The organism is Methylobacterium sp. ARG-1, from assembly GCF_001262595.1.
GTDB classification, from domain to species: domain Bacteria; phylum Pseudomonadota; class Alphaproteobacteria; order Rhizobiales; family Beijerinckiaceae; genus Methylobacterium; species Methylobacterium brachiatum.
In genome coordinates this window covers 72764-86966 of the sequence record NZ_LHCD01000011.1, presented here as the reverse complement: position 1 = coordinate 86966, position 14203 = coordinate 72764, and the positions used below count along the sequence as shown (strand labels likewise).

12 protein-coding genes are annotated in these 14203 nt (G+C 70.0%); 6 read left to right on the top strand and 6 right to left on the bottom strand.

Annotated elements, in window-relative coordinates:
• The 3 genes from AKJ13_RS12935 to serA form a co-directional block, all read right to left on the bottom strand.
• Positions 1 to 561, bottom strand: coding sequence for a cytochrome b (locus AKJ13_RS12935; RefSeq protein ID WP_050733708.1), 561 nt, complete (start codon positions 559 to 561; stop codon positions 1 to 3).
• Positions 558 to 1613: a catalase family peroxidase gene (locus AKJ13_RS12930; RefSeq protein ID WP_050733707.1), complete on the bottom strand. Its 1056-nt coding sequence runs from the start codon at positions 1611 to 1613 to the stop codon at positions 558 to 560. Before AKJ13_RS12930 ends, AKJ13_RS12935 begins: the two co-directional genes overlap by 4 nt.
• A 223-nt stretch (positions 1614 to 1836) precedes the next feature.
• A complete protein-coding gene (gene serA / locus AKJ13_RS12925) occupies positions 1837 to 3060 on the bottom strand; it encodes a phosphoglycerate dehydrogenase (RefSeq protein ID WP_144426238.1) in 1224 nt (407 codons plus the stop codon).
• Between the two features lie 513 nt (positions 3061 to 3573).
• Here serA and AKJ13_RS12920 point away from each other — a divergent pair.
• From AKJ13_RS12920 to AKJ13_RS12895, 6 genes are all read left to right on the top strand, one after another.
• The gene (locus AKJ13_RS12920) at positions 3574 to 4617 is read left to right on the top strand and encodes an ABC transporter substrate-binding protein (protein WP_082316939.1); all 1044 of its coding nucleotides are present in this window, start codon (positions 3574 to 3576) and stop codon (positions 4615 to 4617) included.
• Between the two features lie 230 nt (positions 4618 to 4847).
• On the top strand, positions 4848 to 5120 hold the full coding sequence (locus AKJ13_RS12915; protein ID WP_007564551.1) for a protein usg: 273 nt from the start codon (positions 4848 to 4850) through the stop codon (positions 5118 to 5120).
• 241 nt (positions 5121 to 5361) lie between these two features.
• A complete protein-coding gene (locus AKJ13_RS12910) occupies positions 5362 to 6318 on the top strand; it encodes a GlxA family transcriptional regulator (protein ID WP_050733704.1) in 957 nt (318 codons plus the stop codon).
• Between the two features lie 126 nt (positions 6319 to 6444).
• On the top strand, positions 6445 to 6891 hold the full coding sequence (locus AKJ13_RS12905; RefSeq protein WP_050733703.1) for a (2Fe-2S)-binding protein: 447 nt from the start codon (positions 6445 to 6447) through the stop codon (positions 6889 to 6891).
• A gap of 10 nt (positions 6892 to 6901) precedes the next feature.
• Entirely contained in the window at positions 6902 to 9175 is a 2274-nt protein-coding gene (locus tag AKJ13_RS12900; RefSeq protein WP_050733702.1) for a xanthine dehydrogenase family protein molybdopterin-binding subunit, read from the top strand.
• A gap of 117 nt (positions 9176 to 9292) precedes the next feature.
• A complete protein-coding gene (locus tag AKJ13_RS12895) occupies positions 9293 to 10354 on the top strand; it encodes an SLAC1 anion channel family protein (protein ID WP_244471591.1) in 1062 nt (353 codons plus the stop codon).
• 30 nt (positions 10355 to 10384) lie between these two features.
• On the opposite strand, the gene AKJ13_RS12890 is transcribed toward AKJ13_RS12895, so the two are convergent.
• From AKJ13_RS12890 to AKJ13_RS12880, 3 genes are all read right to left on the bottom strand, one after another.
• Positions 10385 to 11386 carry a 4-hydroxyproline epimerase gene (locus AKJ13_RS12890; RefSeq protein ID WP_050733701.1) on the bottom strand — a complete coding sequence of 334 codons (1002 nt, stop codon included), beginning with the start codon at positions 11384 to 11386 and terminating at the stop codon, positions 10385 to 10387.
• Positions 11387 to 11396: 10 nt separating this feature from the next.
• Complete coding sequence (locus AKJ13_RS12885; RefSeq protein ID WP_050733700.1) at positions 11397 to 12653, bottom strand: FAD-dependent oxidoreductase; 1257 nt, start codon at positions 12651 to 12653, stop codon at positions 11397 to 11399.
• Between the two features lie 370 nt (positions 12654 to 13023).
• Positions 13024 to 14046: a glycosyltransferase family A protein gene (locus AKJ13_RS12880; protein WP_050733699.1), complete on the bottom strand. Its 1023-nt coding sequence runs from the start codon at positions 14044 to 14046 to the stop codon at positions 13024 to 13026.
• Positions 14047 to 14203 lie beyond the last annotated feature (157 nt).

The following is a 14203-nucleotide window of genomic DNA, read 5'->3' as shown; positions in this document are numbered from 1 at the left end:
TCACCGGGTCGTCGCGCCGCTCCGCGATCCGACCGGGGCCATCGCCGCGAACACGCCGTCCCGGCGCACCAGCGCGTGGAACAGCGCCGCCGCGACATGGGTCAGCACCAGGGCGAAGAACGCGAAGGCGAGGTAGGAATGCGCGTTCCAGAGCACCGTATGGAGCGTGGGGTTCTGCGGCAGGATCGCGGGCAGCCGGAGGCCGCCGTAGAGCACGACCGGGTAGGCGCCGGCCGACAGCATCGCCCATCCGAGCAGCGGCATCGCGACCATGAGCCCGTAGAGCCCGTAATGGGACAAGTGCGCGGCGAGCCGCATCGGGGCCGGCAGGTCCGCCGGCAGGGGCGGCGTCCCGCTTCGCGCCCGCACCGCCAGGCGGATGATGGCGAGGACGAAGATCGCCACGCCCAGCGACTTATGGGTCGCCAGCAGCGGCACGTATTTCGGCATGATCGTCGAGACCATGCCGACCCCGATGAAGAACATCGCGATGATGCACACGGCCATCGACCAGTGCAGGAGCCGCTGGAGCCCCGTGAAGCGCTTCGCGTCGGGTGTCATCGCTGCGCCTCCGAGGTGCGCTTGGGATAGTCCTTCGCCTCCGCGGTGCGCAGATCGTAGGATTTCGCGTAGGCCGCCGAGCGCGCCGCCGGGAACGGGTCGTCGGAGACCCGGATGCCGTCCGGCAGGATCGTCGGATCGAAGTTGATGTCGCGGCACGGGCCGTCCGCCTCGGGCTCGATGCGCTCGACCACCAGGGTGCCGGCCTCGATGGTGCGCCGTCCCTCCGGCCAGGCCCGGCTCGGATCCGCGGTCGGGTCGCCGGGCTCGGCGACGGTGAGGATCAGGCTCCAGCGCTGCGGCGCGGCCGCGACCCGCTCGGTGATCTCCTGCTCCAGATAGGCCTCGCCGTGCTTGGCGAGGTCCTCGGGGGTGATCCGCTCCGCCTGCGCCTGCGGACGGAACGACCAGCGCACCGCCTGCTCGGCGCCGGACGCGTTGGTAAACAGGAAGGCGTTGAGGCTGTTATAGGGCTCCTGCGCGTAGCTCGCGGTCCAGTCGGGGCTCTTGGCCCAGGCCCCGAAGGCCGAAAATTCCGGATGCGCCGCGACGAAGGCCGCCATCGCGTTCGGCTCCTTGCTCGCAGGCACCCGCAGCAGGGCGTAGAAGGCCTCCGGGTTGGAGACCGGGAAGACCGGGGCGTTGATCATGGCGGTGCGCCACACTGCGCCGTTCTCCGCGGTGATCTGAAGCCCCAAGCCCCGCACCCGGACGGTGGCATCCGCGGCGCCGGGATTGGGGGTGCCGAGGTTGAACCGCCCCAGGGCCGGATGGCGCCCGGTCTCGAAGGCCTGGGCCCGCGAGAGCGCGGTGCCGTTGCCATTGGCCTCGAACACGCCGGTGAAGCAGATGCCCTTGGCGTGGTTGCGCCGATACCCGGGAACCGGCCCCGTTGGCGGCGCGAGGGCGTCGACGAGCTTCGTCGGCGTCAGGCGGTCGGGCGAGAGCCAGCCCGCGGTGTAGGCGAGCGCGCCGGTCGCGCCGGCGCAGACCGCCGCGATCACGGCGAGGGAGGTCAGGGTCGAGCGTGGCCTCGACGAAGGCAGCGGCATGTGAAGGTCTCCCTTGGACGTCGCGCGGCGCCGGCCGCGGACGGCTCCGGCGCGGCGACGAACGATCCCGGTCCCGAACGGCGGCGGAGCCCGGCTCCGCCCGCGTTCAAGGCCTCCTAAGCTGCCAGAAATTTTGAATTCAGGAAAGCAAAGCTTCGGCGCGCTGTCGAATACGGGATGCGGTCGCGGAAAGACGGGTTTTGGCCTGCGCCGCTCACGCCGCTCACGCCGCCCGCGGCGCGAGGTGCCGGGTCCGCACCGTGCCGTCGATGCCTCGAAGCGCCTGGAGGACCGCATCCGCCTCCGGCAGCTGCACCGAGGCGTCCACCACGACGTAGCCGTATTCGCCGTCGGTCTGCAGGTACTGCGCATCGATGTTGAGCGCGCGGCTCGAGAAGATCGCGTTGATCTTGCCGAGCACGCCCGGCACGTTCCGGTGCACATGGAGGAAGCGCGCCCCGGACAGGCGCGGCGGCAGCTGCACCTGGGGGAAGTTGACGGCGCCGAGGGTGGAGCCGGTCTGCGCGTAATCGACCAGCTTGCGGGCGACCTCCGCGCCGATCCGGTCCTGCGCCTCCTCGGTCGACCCGCCGATATGCGGGGTCAGGATGACGTTCGGGAGGCCCTGAAGCGGCGAGACGAAGCGCTCCGCGTTGGATGTCGGCTCGACCGGGAAGACATCGATCGCCGCGCCGCCGAGACGCCCGTCCCGCAACGCCTGCGCCAGGGCGTCCAGATCCACCACCGTCCCGCGGCTGTTGTTGATCAGGTAGGCGCCGGGCTTCATGGACCGGATGCGGTCCGCATCCATCAGCCCGTGGGTCCCGGGCGTCTCGGGGACGTGCAGGCTGACGACGTCGCTGGCGGCGAGCAGGGCCTCCAGGCTCTCCACGGGCTCGGTGTTCCCGTGCCGCAGCTTGTCGGTCAGGTCGTGAAAGATGACCCGCATGCCCATCGCCTCGGCGAGATTGGACAGCTGCGAGCCGATATTGCCGTAGCCGACGATCCCGAGGGTCTTGCCGCGGACCTCGAAGGATCCCGAGGCCGACTTGTCCCACCCGCCTGCATGGGCGGAGGCCGAGCGGGGCAGGATGCGCCGGAGCAGCATGACGATCTCGCCGATCGTGAGCTCGGCGACGCTGCGCGTGTTCGAGAACGGCGCGTTGAACACCGGCAGCCCGCGGGCCCGGGCGCTCTCGAGGTCGACCTGATTGGTGCCGACGCTGAAGCAGCCGATGGCGGTCAGCTGCGGCAGCGCATCCAGCAGCTCGGCGGTGATCTTGGTCCGGGACCGGATTCCGAGCACGTTGGTATCGGCGATGCGCGGCGCGTCGGGCAGGCCGATGGCATGCGAGAGCACCTGGACATCGTCGAGCCCCGCCTGCGCGAAGACCTGACGGGCCGTGGACGCGATGTTCTCGGTCAGGACAATACGATCCGTGGGCAAAACCGGTCCCTCTGTGGACGGAAAGGCACAGGTTATCACGTTCCTCGCGAACGGGTTCATACCCCGGCGCATGCGACGGATCACGACATGCGTGTCCGCTTTCGTGATGCCCGCGGCGTCACGGCATTGGCTGAACTGGAATTTTTCTGTTGTGAGACTCGATTGGTAGAAATTTGTTACCCGGACAGATGTATAGAAACTACGCTATGATTTGCATTTTTCATCGATTAAGCAATGCTGCCGACTTTATAACGTAAAAATCGGGGCCTTTACGCGAGCGCGTTCGACATGCACAGTCGATCCCGTTGACCTGATCGGCTGCCGGATCACACTGTATCCGCTGCTGCTTCGAGCCGTCCTCCGCCGCACGGCTCCATCCCGCAGGGGGATCGACCGCGTGTATGGGAAAGCTGACATCGCACGGTGGCGCATCGGCAGTCCGGGTCCCTTCCGGGCCGCCCGCGAGCAGGGGCCGGTCGGACGGGCGCGCCCGAACCGCCAAGGCAACGACCGATGACGCGCGGTCGCACAAACCCGTCCCGCCGCGGCGTGCTGGCGCTCGGCGCGGGCGCGCTCGGAACCCTTGCCGGGTCGGGAAGCGGCGGCGCCCAGCCGGGTGCAAAGCCCACCTTGGTCCGAATCGGCCGTCTGACAGCTCCCCGGGCCTGGGTGATCGGCAGGCATGACGGCGCGTTCGAGGCCGCGCTGGGCACGCGGGTGGAGTGGTTTCCGTTTCCGTCGGGCGGGCTGGCGCTGCAGATGCTCGCGGCCGGCAGGCTCGACCTCGCGATCTTCGGCAGTGCGCCGATCGTGGCTGGCCTCGCCCGCGGGCTGCCGATCCAGATCCTCGGCTCGCCCGAGGTGGTGGCGACCAGCGAACGCCTCGTGGTCAGGCCCGAGATCACGGAGATCAAGCAGCTGGAGGGCAAGCGCATCGCCGTGGCGCCGTCCTCCACCATGGCCTGTGCTCTGGACGCGGTGATCCGGATCAACCGGCTCGACCCCGCGGCGATCAAGCGCCTGCCGCTCGGCCAGCCCGAGACGATCGCCGCCTGGAAGCGCGGGGACATCGACGGCACCTACATCAACGGGCCGTTCTGGGGCGACCTGCTCGGTTCGGGCGGACGACAGCTCCTCGTCTCCGGCGATCTCCAGCCGCACGGCTTCCTCTTCTGGAACTCCGCAGTGGTGCGGACGGACTTCGCGCAGCGGTGGCCCGAGACCGTGATCACTTGGCTGCGGACCGTGCAGGCCCAGCTCGATCGCTACCGGGCGGATCCCGAGGGCACGGCCCGAACCCTGGCCGAGGATTTCGGCGCACCGTTCGAGCCCCTACGGGACACCCTCGCCGGCCTGTCCTATCCGACGTTCCAGGAGCAGCTCGGCCCGAAATATTGGGGGTGCACGGCCAAGGCGAACACCGCACCGTTCCTCAAGGCGCTGTCGGACACCGCCGACTTTCTGATCGAGACCGGCGAGATCAAGCGCGGCGGCATCCCGGCCGCCCTGGGGCCCTTGGTGAACTACGATCTGCTCAATCGCGCCTTTCCCGCGTGAGCCGGCGCTCGCTCCGCCGCGGCGGCTCGGATCCGGTCGCGCGGCCCGTTTCGTGCATGGGTCAGCGTGGCCTCAAGCCCGCTGTCGAGCCAAGCGGGCCTGCGCCTCGTGGTGGCCTGGAGCGGTGTGAGCATCCGTCGAAACGCAGAAACGACGAACCGCTTCCTTGAGGCGGCAAACGGCCCGGGTTAGCGTACGGCTTCGGTCAACCGGCTTGCGTGAGTTGGGTGATGGCGACCTTGAAAAAGCTTCCCACCTGGATCGAAGGCTACAGCCTGACGACGGCGGAAATCCTTTATCATCTCCCCGATTACCCGAACCTGCTCCAGACCTTCATCTGGCAGCAGCTGGATCTGTTCCCCGATCTTCCCGAGCTGAAGAAGTTCCTGGCGTTCTGGCAGGCGCAGCTCGACGGTCCCGTGCATTCCGTGACGGTCATGCATTGTCAGCTCGTGAAGCCGGCTGAATTGCGCGCGGTCTCCGGGGACTTCCTGCTGCACTGAGCCGAATCCCGGCGCGCCGGTCGCGGAGATCCGGCGCGCCGCAGGTTCACGGGCCCGGGCCGCCGGAGGCTCGTCTGCACGCGGATTCGGTCCCGAGTACCGAGCCAGGTTTGCGTCGCGATCGATCGGTATCCGTTGCACAACCCGCACCGCGCGACGGGATGTGCTTCTGCGCGTCGCGCCCTCCCGGAAGGAATGCTAATACAGCCGCTCTTATCGGGGTGGAGCGGAGCGGTTCTTCATGGCAGCGGCCCGTCGCGTCGGCCTCGTCCTCTGCCCCGATTTCGACTTCATGGGCCTGGCCGTGACCTCGCCGTTCGCGATGGCGAATTGGTACGCCGGCGAGCGGCTCTATGACGTCCGCCTCCTGTCGGAGCAGGGCGGCCGGCTCCGGGCCGGCCTGGGCGCCGACGTCGCCACCGAGCCCGTGGCCGAGCCGGACGCCTTCGACACGATCCTGGTCGCGGCCGGCGTCGGCATCCCGACGACGGCGCCGGGGCTTGCCGCCTATATCCGCGCCGCCGCGCAATCGACCCGCCGGCTCGCCGGCCTGTGCCTGGGGGCCTTCATCCTGGCCGATGCCGGCCTGCTCGACGGGCGGCGCGCCACGACCCACTGGTACTTCGCGCCCCAGTTCCGTGCGCGCTATCCCGCGTGCAAGCTCGATGTCGACAAGATCTACATCGCCGATGACAACATCTGGACCTCCGCGGGCATGTCGGCGGCGCTCGATCTCGCGGTCGGCATGGTCGAGCGCGACCACGGCCGGGACCTTGCCACCTCCGTGGCCCGCGGGCTGGTGATGGAGCGGCGCCGGTCCGGCGGCCAGGCGCAACGCTCGGCCCTGCTCGAGGTCGACCCGCCCACCGATCGGATCCAGACCGTCCTGGCCTATGCGCGCCGCAACCTGCGCAAGCCCCTGACCGCCGAGGATCTGGCGGCGGTGGCCTGCCTGAGCCCGCGCCAGCTGACGCGGCTGTTCCGGGCCGAGACTGGGACCTCGCCGGCCAAGGCCGTCGAGACGATCCGGGTCGAGGCGGCCAAGCTGATGCTGGAGGAGAGCCGGCTGCCCCTGGAGGAGATCGCCCAGGCGGTCGGTTTCGCCAACCGCGAGCGGATGCGCCGGTCCTTCCTGCGAGTCTACGGCGAGGTCCCCCGGGCGATCCGGCAAGCCGCCGGGCCGCTCGCCGTCATGTGAGGCGGACCCAGCTCGCGGGCGGTGCGCGGGCCGTGTCCGAAAACGTGGCCTTTATGGCGTAGGCGGCGGGCACGGCCATGCTTAAGCAGGGCGCAGGCCCTTGCTGATATTCGGACGGACGCAATCATGGTGAGCCTGACAATCAATGGTCGCCAGCATGCAATCGATGCCGAGCCCGACACGCCATTACTGTTCGTCCTGCGCGATACGCTCGGCCTGACCGGCACCAAGTACGGCTGCGGCATCGGCCAATGCGGCGCCTGCACGGTGCTGCTCGACGGCCAGGCGACGCGCTCCTGCCAGATCCCGATCGAGAGCGTCGGCACGCAATCCGTCGCGACGATCGAGGCGGTCGAGCAGGACGCGGTCGGCCGGAAGGTCGTGGCCGCCTGGGTGGCGCTGCAGGTACCCCAATGCGGCTATTGCCAGTCGGGCCAGGTCATGGCCGCGACCGCGCTGCTGCAGCAGACGCCGCACCCCACCGATGCCGACATCGCCGACGCGATGACCAACCTGTGCCGCTGCGGGACCTACAACGCCATCGCCGCCGCCGTGCGGCAGGCCGCAGCCTGAGGAGAGCGGCATGGACCAGTTTCTCACAAAGGCCCGCGCGGACGCCGTGACCGTGGTCGAACCACCCGCGCGGGACGGGGCCCAGGGGGCGTCGCGGCGCGGCTTCCTGGCGGCCGCCGGCAGCGCCCTGGTGCTCAGCGTGGCCCTGCCGGGCCGCAGCGCCCACGCCCAGGCGCAGGGCCCCGCGGAGGGCGCGGGCGCGATCGCGCCCAAGCCCGGCACCCGGGTCGCCGCCTTCCTGGAGATCCACCCGGACGGCACCGTCAAGCTGCTCAGCCCCTTCGTCGAGGGTGGCCAGGGCATCGCCACCGGCATGGCGCAGATCGTCGGCGAGGAACTCGACGTGCCGCCCGCACGCTTCGTCGTGGAATGCGCGCCGCCGGGCCCTGACTACGCCGTGGTGAACGGCCTGCGCATGACCGGCGGCAGCTTCTCGACCCGGTCGAGCTACGCGGTCATGCGCCGGCTCGGGGCGACCGCCCGCGACATGCTGATCCGCGCCGCCGCCGCCCGGCTTAAGGTCCAGGAAGCCGAGCTCACCACCCGCGACGGAACCGTGATCCATGCGGCGACCAACCGGTCGCTGCCCTACGGCGATCTCGCGGCCGACGCCCTGCTGCTGAAGCCGAACGAGGCCGTGGAGCTGCGCGATCCGTCGACCTTCCGGTACATCCGCCAGCCGGTCCCGCGGCTCGACGTGCACGACAAGGCGACGGGACGGGCGGTCTACGCGATCGACCAGACGCTCGACGGCATGCTCTACGCCGCCGTGCAGCACGCGCCGCATCTCGGCACCGAGCCGGAGGCGCTCACCAACGAGGCCGAGATCCGGGCGATGCCGGGCGTCCATTCGGTGCACCGCCTGCCGGGCGCCGTCGCGGTCGCGGCCGACAGCTGGTGGCGGGCCCGCAAGGCGGTCGAGGCGCTCGGCGTGCGCTGGTCGGCGCCCAAGCCCAGCGGCCTCGACACGGTGGCGGCCGACTTCTCGTCCGACGGGATGGTGGCGGCGCTCAAGGCCTCCACCGGTCAGGGCCTCCCCGCCGAGGCGGTGGGCGACACGGCCGGCGCCTTCGCCAAGGCCGCCAAGGTGATCGAGGCGGAATACGAGGCGCCCTATCTCGCCCATGCCCAGCTCGAGCCGCCCTCGGCGCTGGCACGCTTTTCCGAGGACGGGACGCTCGACCTCTGGCTGCCCAACCAGATGCCGGAGCTGTTCCAGGCGATCGCGGCGCAGGTGGCCGGCCTGCAGCCCGCCCAGGTGCGGATCCACTCGCCGATGCTCGGCGGCTTCTTCGGCCGCCACTTCGCCTACGGGCCCGGCAACCCGTTCCCGCAGGCGATCCGCCTCGCGCAGGCGACCCGGCGCCCGGTGAAGGTGCTGTGGTCGCGCGAGGAGGAGTTCCGCTCCGACGCCCTGCGCCCGCTCAGCTACAGCCGTTTCCGCGCCGCCCTCGACGCCCAGGGGCGGCCCAGCGCCATCGAGGTCCGCACCGTCGGCGAGGGGCCGATCGGGCGCTATTTCGGCGCGCTGTTCAAGAACCCGGTCGATTCCTCGGCCGTGGAGGGGATCGTCGAGAAGCCCTACGCCATCCCGAACCGGCGGATGACCTTCACCAAGCTCGCCCACCCGGTCACGATCGCGTTCTGGCGCTCCGTCGGCCACTCGATGAACGACGCGTTCTACGAGAGCTTCCTCGACGAGATCGCACAGGCGGGCGGCCAGGACCCGTTCGCGCTGCGCCAGGCGCTCCTCAAGGACAGCCCGCGCCACCTGGCGCTGCTCGCGGCGGTGGCGGAGATGTCCGGGGGCTGGCGGCGCGGCCCCTATGCGGCCGAGGGCGGCATGCGCGCCCGGGGCCTCGCCATGGCCTCGCCCTTCGGGTCGGAGACGGCCACGATCGCCGAGGTCTCGGTCGAGGGCGGCGAGGCCCGGGTCCACACCCTGTGGATCGCGTTCGATCCCGGCAGCGTGGTCAACCCGGCGATCGTGCGGGCACAGGTCGAGTCGGCCGCCGCCCTGGGCCTCTCCTCGGTGCTGTTCGAGCAGATCGTCTACCGCGACGGCGTGCGCCAGGCGCAGAACTTCGACACCTACCCGATCCTGCGCCGGGAGCACATGCCGGCGGTCCATGTGCGCATCGTCGAGAGCGGCGCCCCGATGGGCGGCGTCGGCGAGCCGGGCCTGCCCGGCGTGCCGCCCGCCGTGCTGAACGCCGTGGCGGCCCTGACCGGGCAGCGGATCCGCGCCCTGCCGATCGCCAACACCAAGCTCTCCGCGGCCTGACGGCGGTTTGCGGGACCGCCCGGGCGCTCGGGCGGGGAAGGGGGCACGCGCCGTCTTGCGCGCCCCCGTGACGGCCGGCACCCGACGGGGTGGCCGGCCTGGAAAGGGAGTCAGCCGATGCTGGATGTGGTCGACCGGGCCGAGCGGATCGCCGAACCGTCCGAGGCCGCCCTGACCGCGCACAAGGCCCCCGAGGCCCCGCCGGCCACCCCGGTGGGCTGGCGGCAGCTCGAAGTGCTGCCGGTCGGCCTGTTCGCCGCCGTGATGGGCTTGACCGGCCTCAGCGTCGCCTGGAGCCTGGCCCAGGCCCGCTACGCGGCGCCGGCCTGGATCGCCGACGTCCTGGGATGGGTGGCGCTCGCCGCCTTCGTGGCGATCGCGGCGGGCTACGCCGTGAAGGCCGCCATCGCCCCGCAGGCGGTGCGCGCCGAGTTCTTCCATCCGGTCGCCGGCAACCTATTTGGAACGCCGCTGATCAGCCTGCTGCTCCTGCCCATCCCGCTGGCGCGGGCCAACCTCCTCGCCGCGCAGATCCTGTGGGTCCTGGGCGCCGTCGGCATGACCGTGTTCGCCTGGCTGATCGTGACCCGCTGGCTGAGCGAGCGCCAGCAGGCGGCGCACGCGACGCCGGCCTGGATCGTCCCGGTGGTCGGCCTGCTCGACGTGCCGCTCGCCCTGCCGGGGCTGGGCCTGCCGCCGATGCATGCGGTCATGATGTTCGGGCTCGCGGTCGGCCTGTTCTTCGCGGTGCCGCTGTTCACGCTGATCCTGTCGCGGCTGCTGTTCGAGGCGCCGCTTCCGGTGGCGCTCCAGCCGGCTCTGCTGATCCTGATCGCTCCCTTCGCGGTCGGATTCTCGACCTATGTGACGACCACCGGGACGATCGACCTGTTCGCGGAGGCGCTCTACACCGTCGCGCTGTTCCTGCTGGCGGTGCTGCTGCCCAAGCTCGCCCGGCTCGTCCAGGCCTGCCCGTTCCGGGTCGCCTGGTGGGCGGTGAGCTTCCCGCTCGCCGCCGCGGCGGTCGCGTCCCTGCGTATCGCGGCGGCGCGGCCGGGCGCGCTCGCCGACGGCACCGCCCTGGTGCTTCTGGGGCTGGCGACGCTGGTGATCCTGTGGCTGCTCGTCCGGACCCTGACCGGTCTCGCCCGCGGCGAGCTGCGCACCCTGACCCAGTGAGGCCGGACGCGCATCCGGGCAACGGACGCGCTACGCCACCACGAACCCGTGCGCGAACGGATCGCGGTCGTCGATGAAGATCGTGTTGATCCCGGTCTGGCGCGCCCAGCCGGCCACCGAGGGCACGATCGCGGGCTTGCCGGCCACCGTGGTCGCGGCCTCGACCCGGCCGTGGAACAGCGAGCCGATGATCGATTCGTGCACGAAGGCGTCGCCCACCGCGAGCCGGCCCTTGGCGGCGAGCTGCGCCATCCGGGCCGAGGTGCCGGTGCCGCAGGGCGAGCGGTCGATCGCCTTGTCGCCGTAGAACACGGCGTTGCGGGCCTGGGCCTCGGGATGGCGCGGCGCGCCGGTCCAGAGGATGTGGGACAGGCCCCGGATCTCCGGATGCTCCGGGTGGACGAAGTCGTATTGGGCGTTGAGCGCCGCCCGCAGGCGCGGTGACAGGGCGATGAGCGCGCCGGCGGAATGGTCGGCCATGTCCCGGAAGCTCTTCTGCGGCTCGACGATGGCGTAGAAGTTGCCGCCATAGGCGACATCCACCACGATCTCGCCGAAGCCCTCGACCTGTGCGGTCAGCCCCTCGGCATGGAGGAAACCCGGCACGTTGCGCAGCCGCACCTCCTCCACGAAGCGGCCCTCCTGCCGGTAGGTCACCTCCACCTTGCCGGCCGGCGCGTCGATGGCGAGCTTGCCCGGCTCGCGCGGGGTGACCAGGCCGTTCTCGATCGCCATCGTGACCGTGCCGATCGTGCCGTGGCCGCACATCGGCAGGCAGCCGCTGGTCTCGATGAACAGCACCGCCACGTCGCAATCGGGCCGGGTCGGCGGATACAGGATCGCGCCCGACATCATGTCGTGGCCCCGGGGCTCGAACATCAGCCCGGTGCGAATCCAGTCGAAGGCGCGCAGGAAATGGGCGCGCTTCTCCAGCATGGTCTGGCCCTCGAGGATCGGGCCGCCGCCCGAGACCAGGCGGACCGGGTTGCCGCAGGTATGGCCGTCGAGGCACGAGAAGGTGTGGTTCGCCATCGTGGAAGCTTTATCGGAAGCGCTGGGGCGAGAACGGCGCCAGGTCGATCGCCGGCGCCGCGCCGGTGACGAGGTCGGCGACGAGGCGGGCCGTGCCGGCCGACTGGGTCAGCCCGAGATGGCCGTGCCCGAAGGCGTAGACGATCCGGCGGGTGGCCGCGGCATGGCCGATCGCCGGCAGGGAATCGGGGAGGGACGGCCGGAAGCCCATCCAGGGCCGGCCGCCCTCAATGTCCAGGCCCGGCAGGAATTCCTTCGCCTTGCGCAGCATCGCCGCCGAGCGCCGGAAATCCGGCGGCCGATCGAGGCCGCCGAGCTCCACCGCGCCGCCGACCCGGATGCCGGACGACAGGCGGGTGACCACGAAGCCGTGGCCGCCGAAGGTGACCTGTGTGCGCAGGTCGAGGGCGCCTGCGGGCAGTGTCGTGTTGTAGCCGCGCTCGGTCTCCAGCGGGATCCGCTCGCCGAGGCTGCGGGTGATCCGGTGCGAGAACGCCCCGGCCGCGACCACGACCTGCGCGGCCCGGCGGGTCCCGGCCTCCGTCACAAGGGCGACGCCGTCGTCAGCGGGCCGGAGCGCCGTCACGGCGGCGCGCTCGATCGTGCCGCCCTCCGCTTGCAGGCACTCGGCCAGGGCGAGCACGTAATCCTTCGGGTCGGCGATCGAGAACCAGCCCGGGGTGAACGTCCCGTGCGTGAAGCGCGGCGACAGGCCGGGCTGGAGCGCCGCCATGCCGGCGGCGTCGAGATGCGTGAAGGCGATGCCGTGATCGGCCCGCACCTGCCAGCCCGGCAGCGCGGCCTCGAACTCGGCCTGCCCCTCGTAGACCTGGAGATTGCCGTCCTTGCGCAGCATCGCCCGGGTGCCCGTGGCGTCGAGAAACGGTTCCAGCACAGCCCGCGAAAAATCCATGAGCGCGGTCTGGGCTGCCGTCGCCCGGCGGACCCGCTCGGGCGCGCAGGCCCGCCAGAAGCGCAGCATCCAGGGCAGGATCCGCGGCGCGTAGGCCGGCGGCACCGAGAGCGGCCCGAGCGGGTCGAGCAGCCAGCGCGGCGCCTTCCGGAGGATGCCCGGCGAAGCCAGCGGCAGGATGTCGGAGAACGCGAAGGCTCCGGCATTGCCGGCGCTCGCCCCGGCCGCCGGGCCCTCGCGGTCCAGCACCGTGACCGACAGGCCCCGGGCGCGCAGGGCCAGCGCTGCGGACACGCCGATGATGCCCGCGCCGATGACGACCACGTCGCGCGGCCGGGAGGGAGATGCGCCCATCCTAACGGGCCACCGAAGACCGGTACGCGCCGCGGGATCGTCGGGTACCACGCCGCTCGCCCCCCGGTCCGATCCCGAGCCTGGTTCCCCGATCGAAGATTCGTCGCGCGTCCAACATGCAGATCATGATGCCCCGGGACGGCCAGGAAGCATAGTTCGGGCCGCACCCAGGCATCGAACTTGAATGGTCTCGCGAGGCGACGTCGTGCCGGGCTGCGCATCCAATCATGGTTCGGTCCCGCCGGAAAACAGGCTGAGAACGACTATCGCGTCAGTATCCGATATTCGGATACAGCTTTCCATCGAGACATGCTGGTCATGGCGCGTTGTCCGCCGCCATCAGTGGCGCCGATAACCGGGCGGTGCGCCGTCAGCCGGACCGGGCCATGCCCAGCGTGCGCAGGCTCGCCACCACCGGTTTCCAGTTCCGGGTCAGGCGCGCCTCCAGGATCGATCGGACCGTGTGGACCGGAAGGACGATGCTCGCCAGCAGAAACAGGACGACCGAGACGCGCCGTGCCGGCCCATACCAGGCCGGAAGGGCATTGACGGTGCGAACGAAGGTCGTCCAGGTGATGCGCTTGTGATCCAAGATATCGCAGTAATTGCCGTAGCGGAGATAGACGTACATATCGGTCGGATTGCCGATATCGCGGGCAACGCCCTGGTCGTTCAGCGCCTGTTTGAGGTGGGAAACTCGATCGGCAAACCGTTTCTGCTGTCGCCGCAGCAGCGGCGTCGTCGGCAGCTGGTTGGTCCCGGACTTGTTCTTGCTGTGCAGGCGATAGCGGCCGAGCGGCTCGGCGAGACTGATGATGTCGCCGTAGAACGGCGCGGCCAGCAGCATGACGCCGTCCACCGCGGAATCGTAATGCGCGTCATCCAGAAGCGCGCATAGGTCCCTGCGGAACACGTTGCCGGAGGTCGGAGGCGAGATGTAGGTGCCGGCCTTCTCGACGGATGCGACGAAGGAGGCGCGATCGCGGGCATTCGCGAGCTTCGGGAAGGCCGAGCCCAGATCGGAGCCGGTGTCGTCGATCCGTAGAAGAGGGAACTGAATCTTCGCGACGTTCGCGTCGAGGTGCCGGATGATCGTCTGTATCGCGCCCGGTACGAGTTCGTCATCCGCGTCCAGAAACAAGATGAACGGCGCGTTCGTCTTCGCGACGCCGTATCGGCAGGCGCTCACCTGGCCGCCATTCTCTTTCCGGAACGCGCGAACGCCGAATGTCTGGATCGCCTCCCAGGAGCGATCCGTCGATCCGTCGTCGATGACGAGGACCTCGCACTGCGTCGTATCTTGCGCCAGCACGCTCGCGATCGAATGACGGACGTACTCTTCATAATTGTAGCAGTTTATTATGATCGCAAGCTTCGCAGCCTTGGGTTCCATTGCGTCTGCCTATATCAATATGGTGCAGTGTATTTATTCTGAGGCGCGATCCATGTTGGGTATCTCTATTATCCACATTTGGTGAGGCCCGGTAAATACCGCTCCGCTCAAATTAAATCGGGATTAAGTGCAAATTCAGTCATAGACCCTGTAGATA

What these genes read in the sequence shown, in the direction of transcription:
- AKJ13_RS12930 (WP_050733707.1), bottom strand. Translation starts at nt 1,613, where the DNA reads ATGCCGCTGCCTTCGTCGAGGCCACGCTCGACCCTGACCTCCCTCGCC.
- AKJ13_RS12905 (WP_050733703.1), top strand. Translation starts at nt 6,445, where the DNA reads ATGGTGAGCCTGACAATCAATGGTCGCCAGCATGCAATCGATGCCGAG.
- AKJ13_RS12890 (WP_050733701.1), bottom strand. Translation starts at nt 11,386, where the DNA reads ATGGCGAACCACACCTTCTCGTGCCTCGACGGCCATACCTGCGGCAAC.
- AKJ13_RS12900 (WP_050733702.1), top strand. Translation starts at nt 6,902, where the DNA reads ATGGACCAGTTTCTCACAAAGGCCCGCGCGGACGCCGTGACCGTGGTC.
- AKJ13_RS12895 (WP_244471591.1), top strand. Translation starts at nt 9,293, where the DNA reads ATGCTGGATGTGGTCGACCGGGCCGAGCGGATCGCCGAACCGTCCGAG.
- AKJ13_RS12885 (WP_050733700.1), bottom strand. Translation starts at nt 12,653, where the DNA reads ATGGGCGCATCTCCCTCCCGGCCGCGCGACGTGGTCGTCATCGGCGCG.
- AKJ13_RS12910 (WP_050733704.1), top strand. Translation starts at nt 5,362, where the DNA reads ATGGCAGCGGCCCGTCGCGTCGGCCTCGTCCTCTGCCCCGATTTCGAC.
- AKJ13_RS12915 (WP_007564551.1), top strand. Translation starts at nt 4,848, where the DNA reads ATGGCGACCTTGAAAAAGCTTCCCACCTGGATCGAAGGCTACAGCCTG.
- AKJ13_RS12935 (WP_050733708.1), bottom strand. Translation starts at nt 561, where the DNA reads ATGACACCCGACGCGAAGCGCTTCACGGGGCTCCAGCGGCTCCTGCAC.
- AKJ13_RS12880 (WP_050733699.1), bottom strand. Translation starts at nt 14,046, where the DNA reads ATGGAACCCAAGGCTGCGAAGCTTGCGATCATAATAAACTGCTACAAT.
- AKJ13_RS12920 (WP_082316939.1), top strand. Translation starts at nt 3,574, where the DNA reads ATGACGCGCGGTCGCACAAACCCGTCCCGCCGCGGCGTGCTGGCGCTC.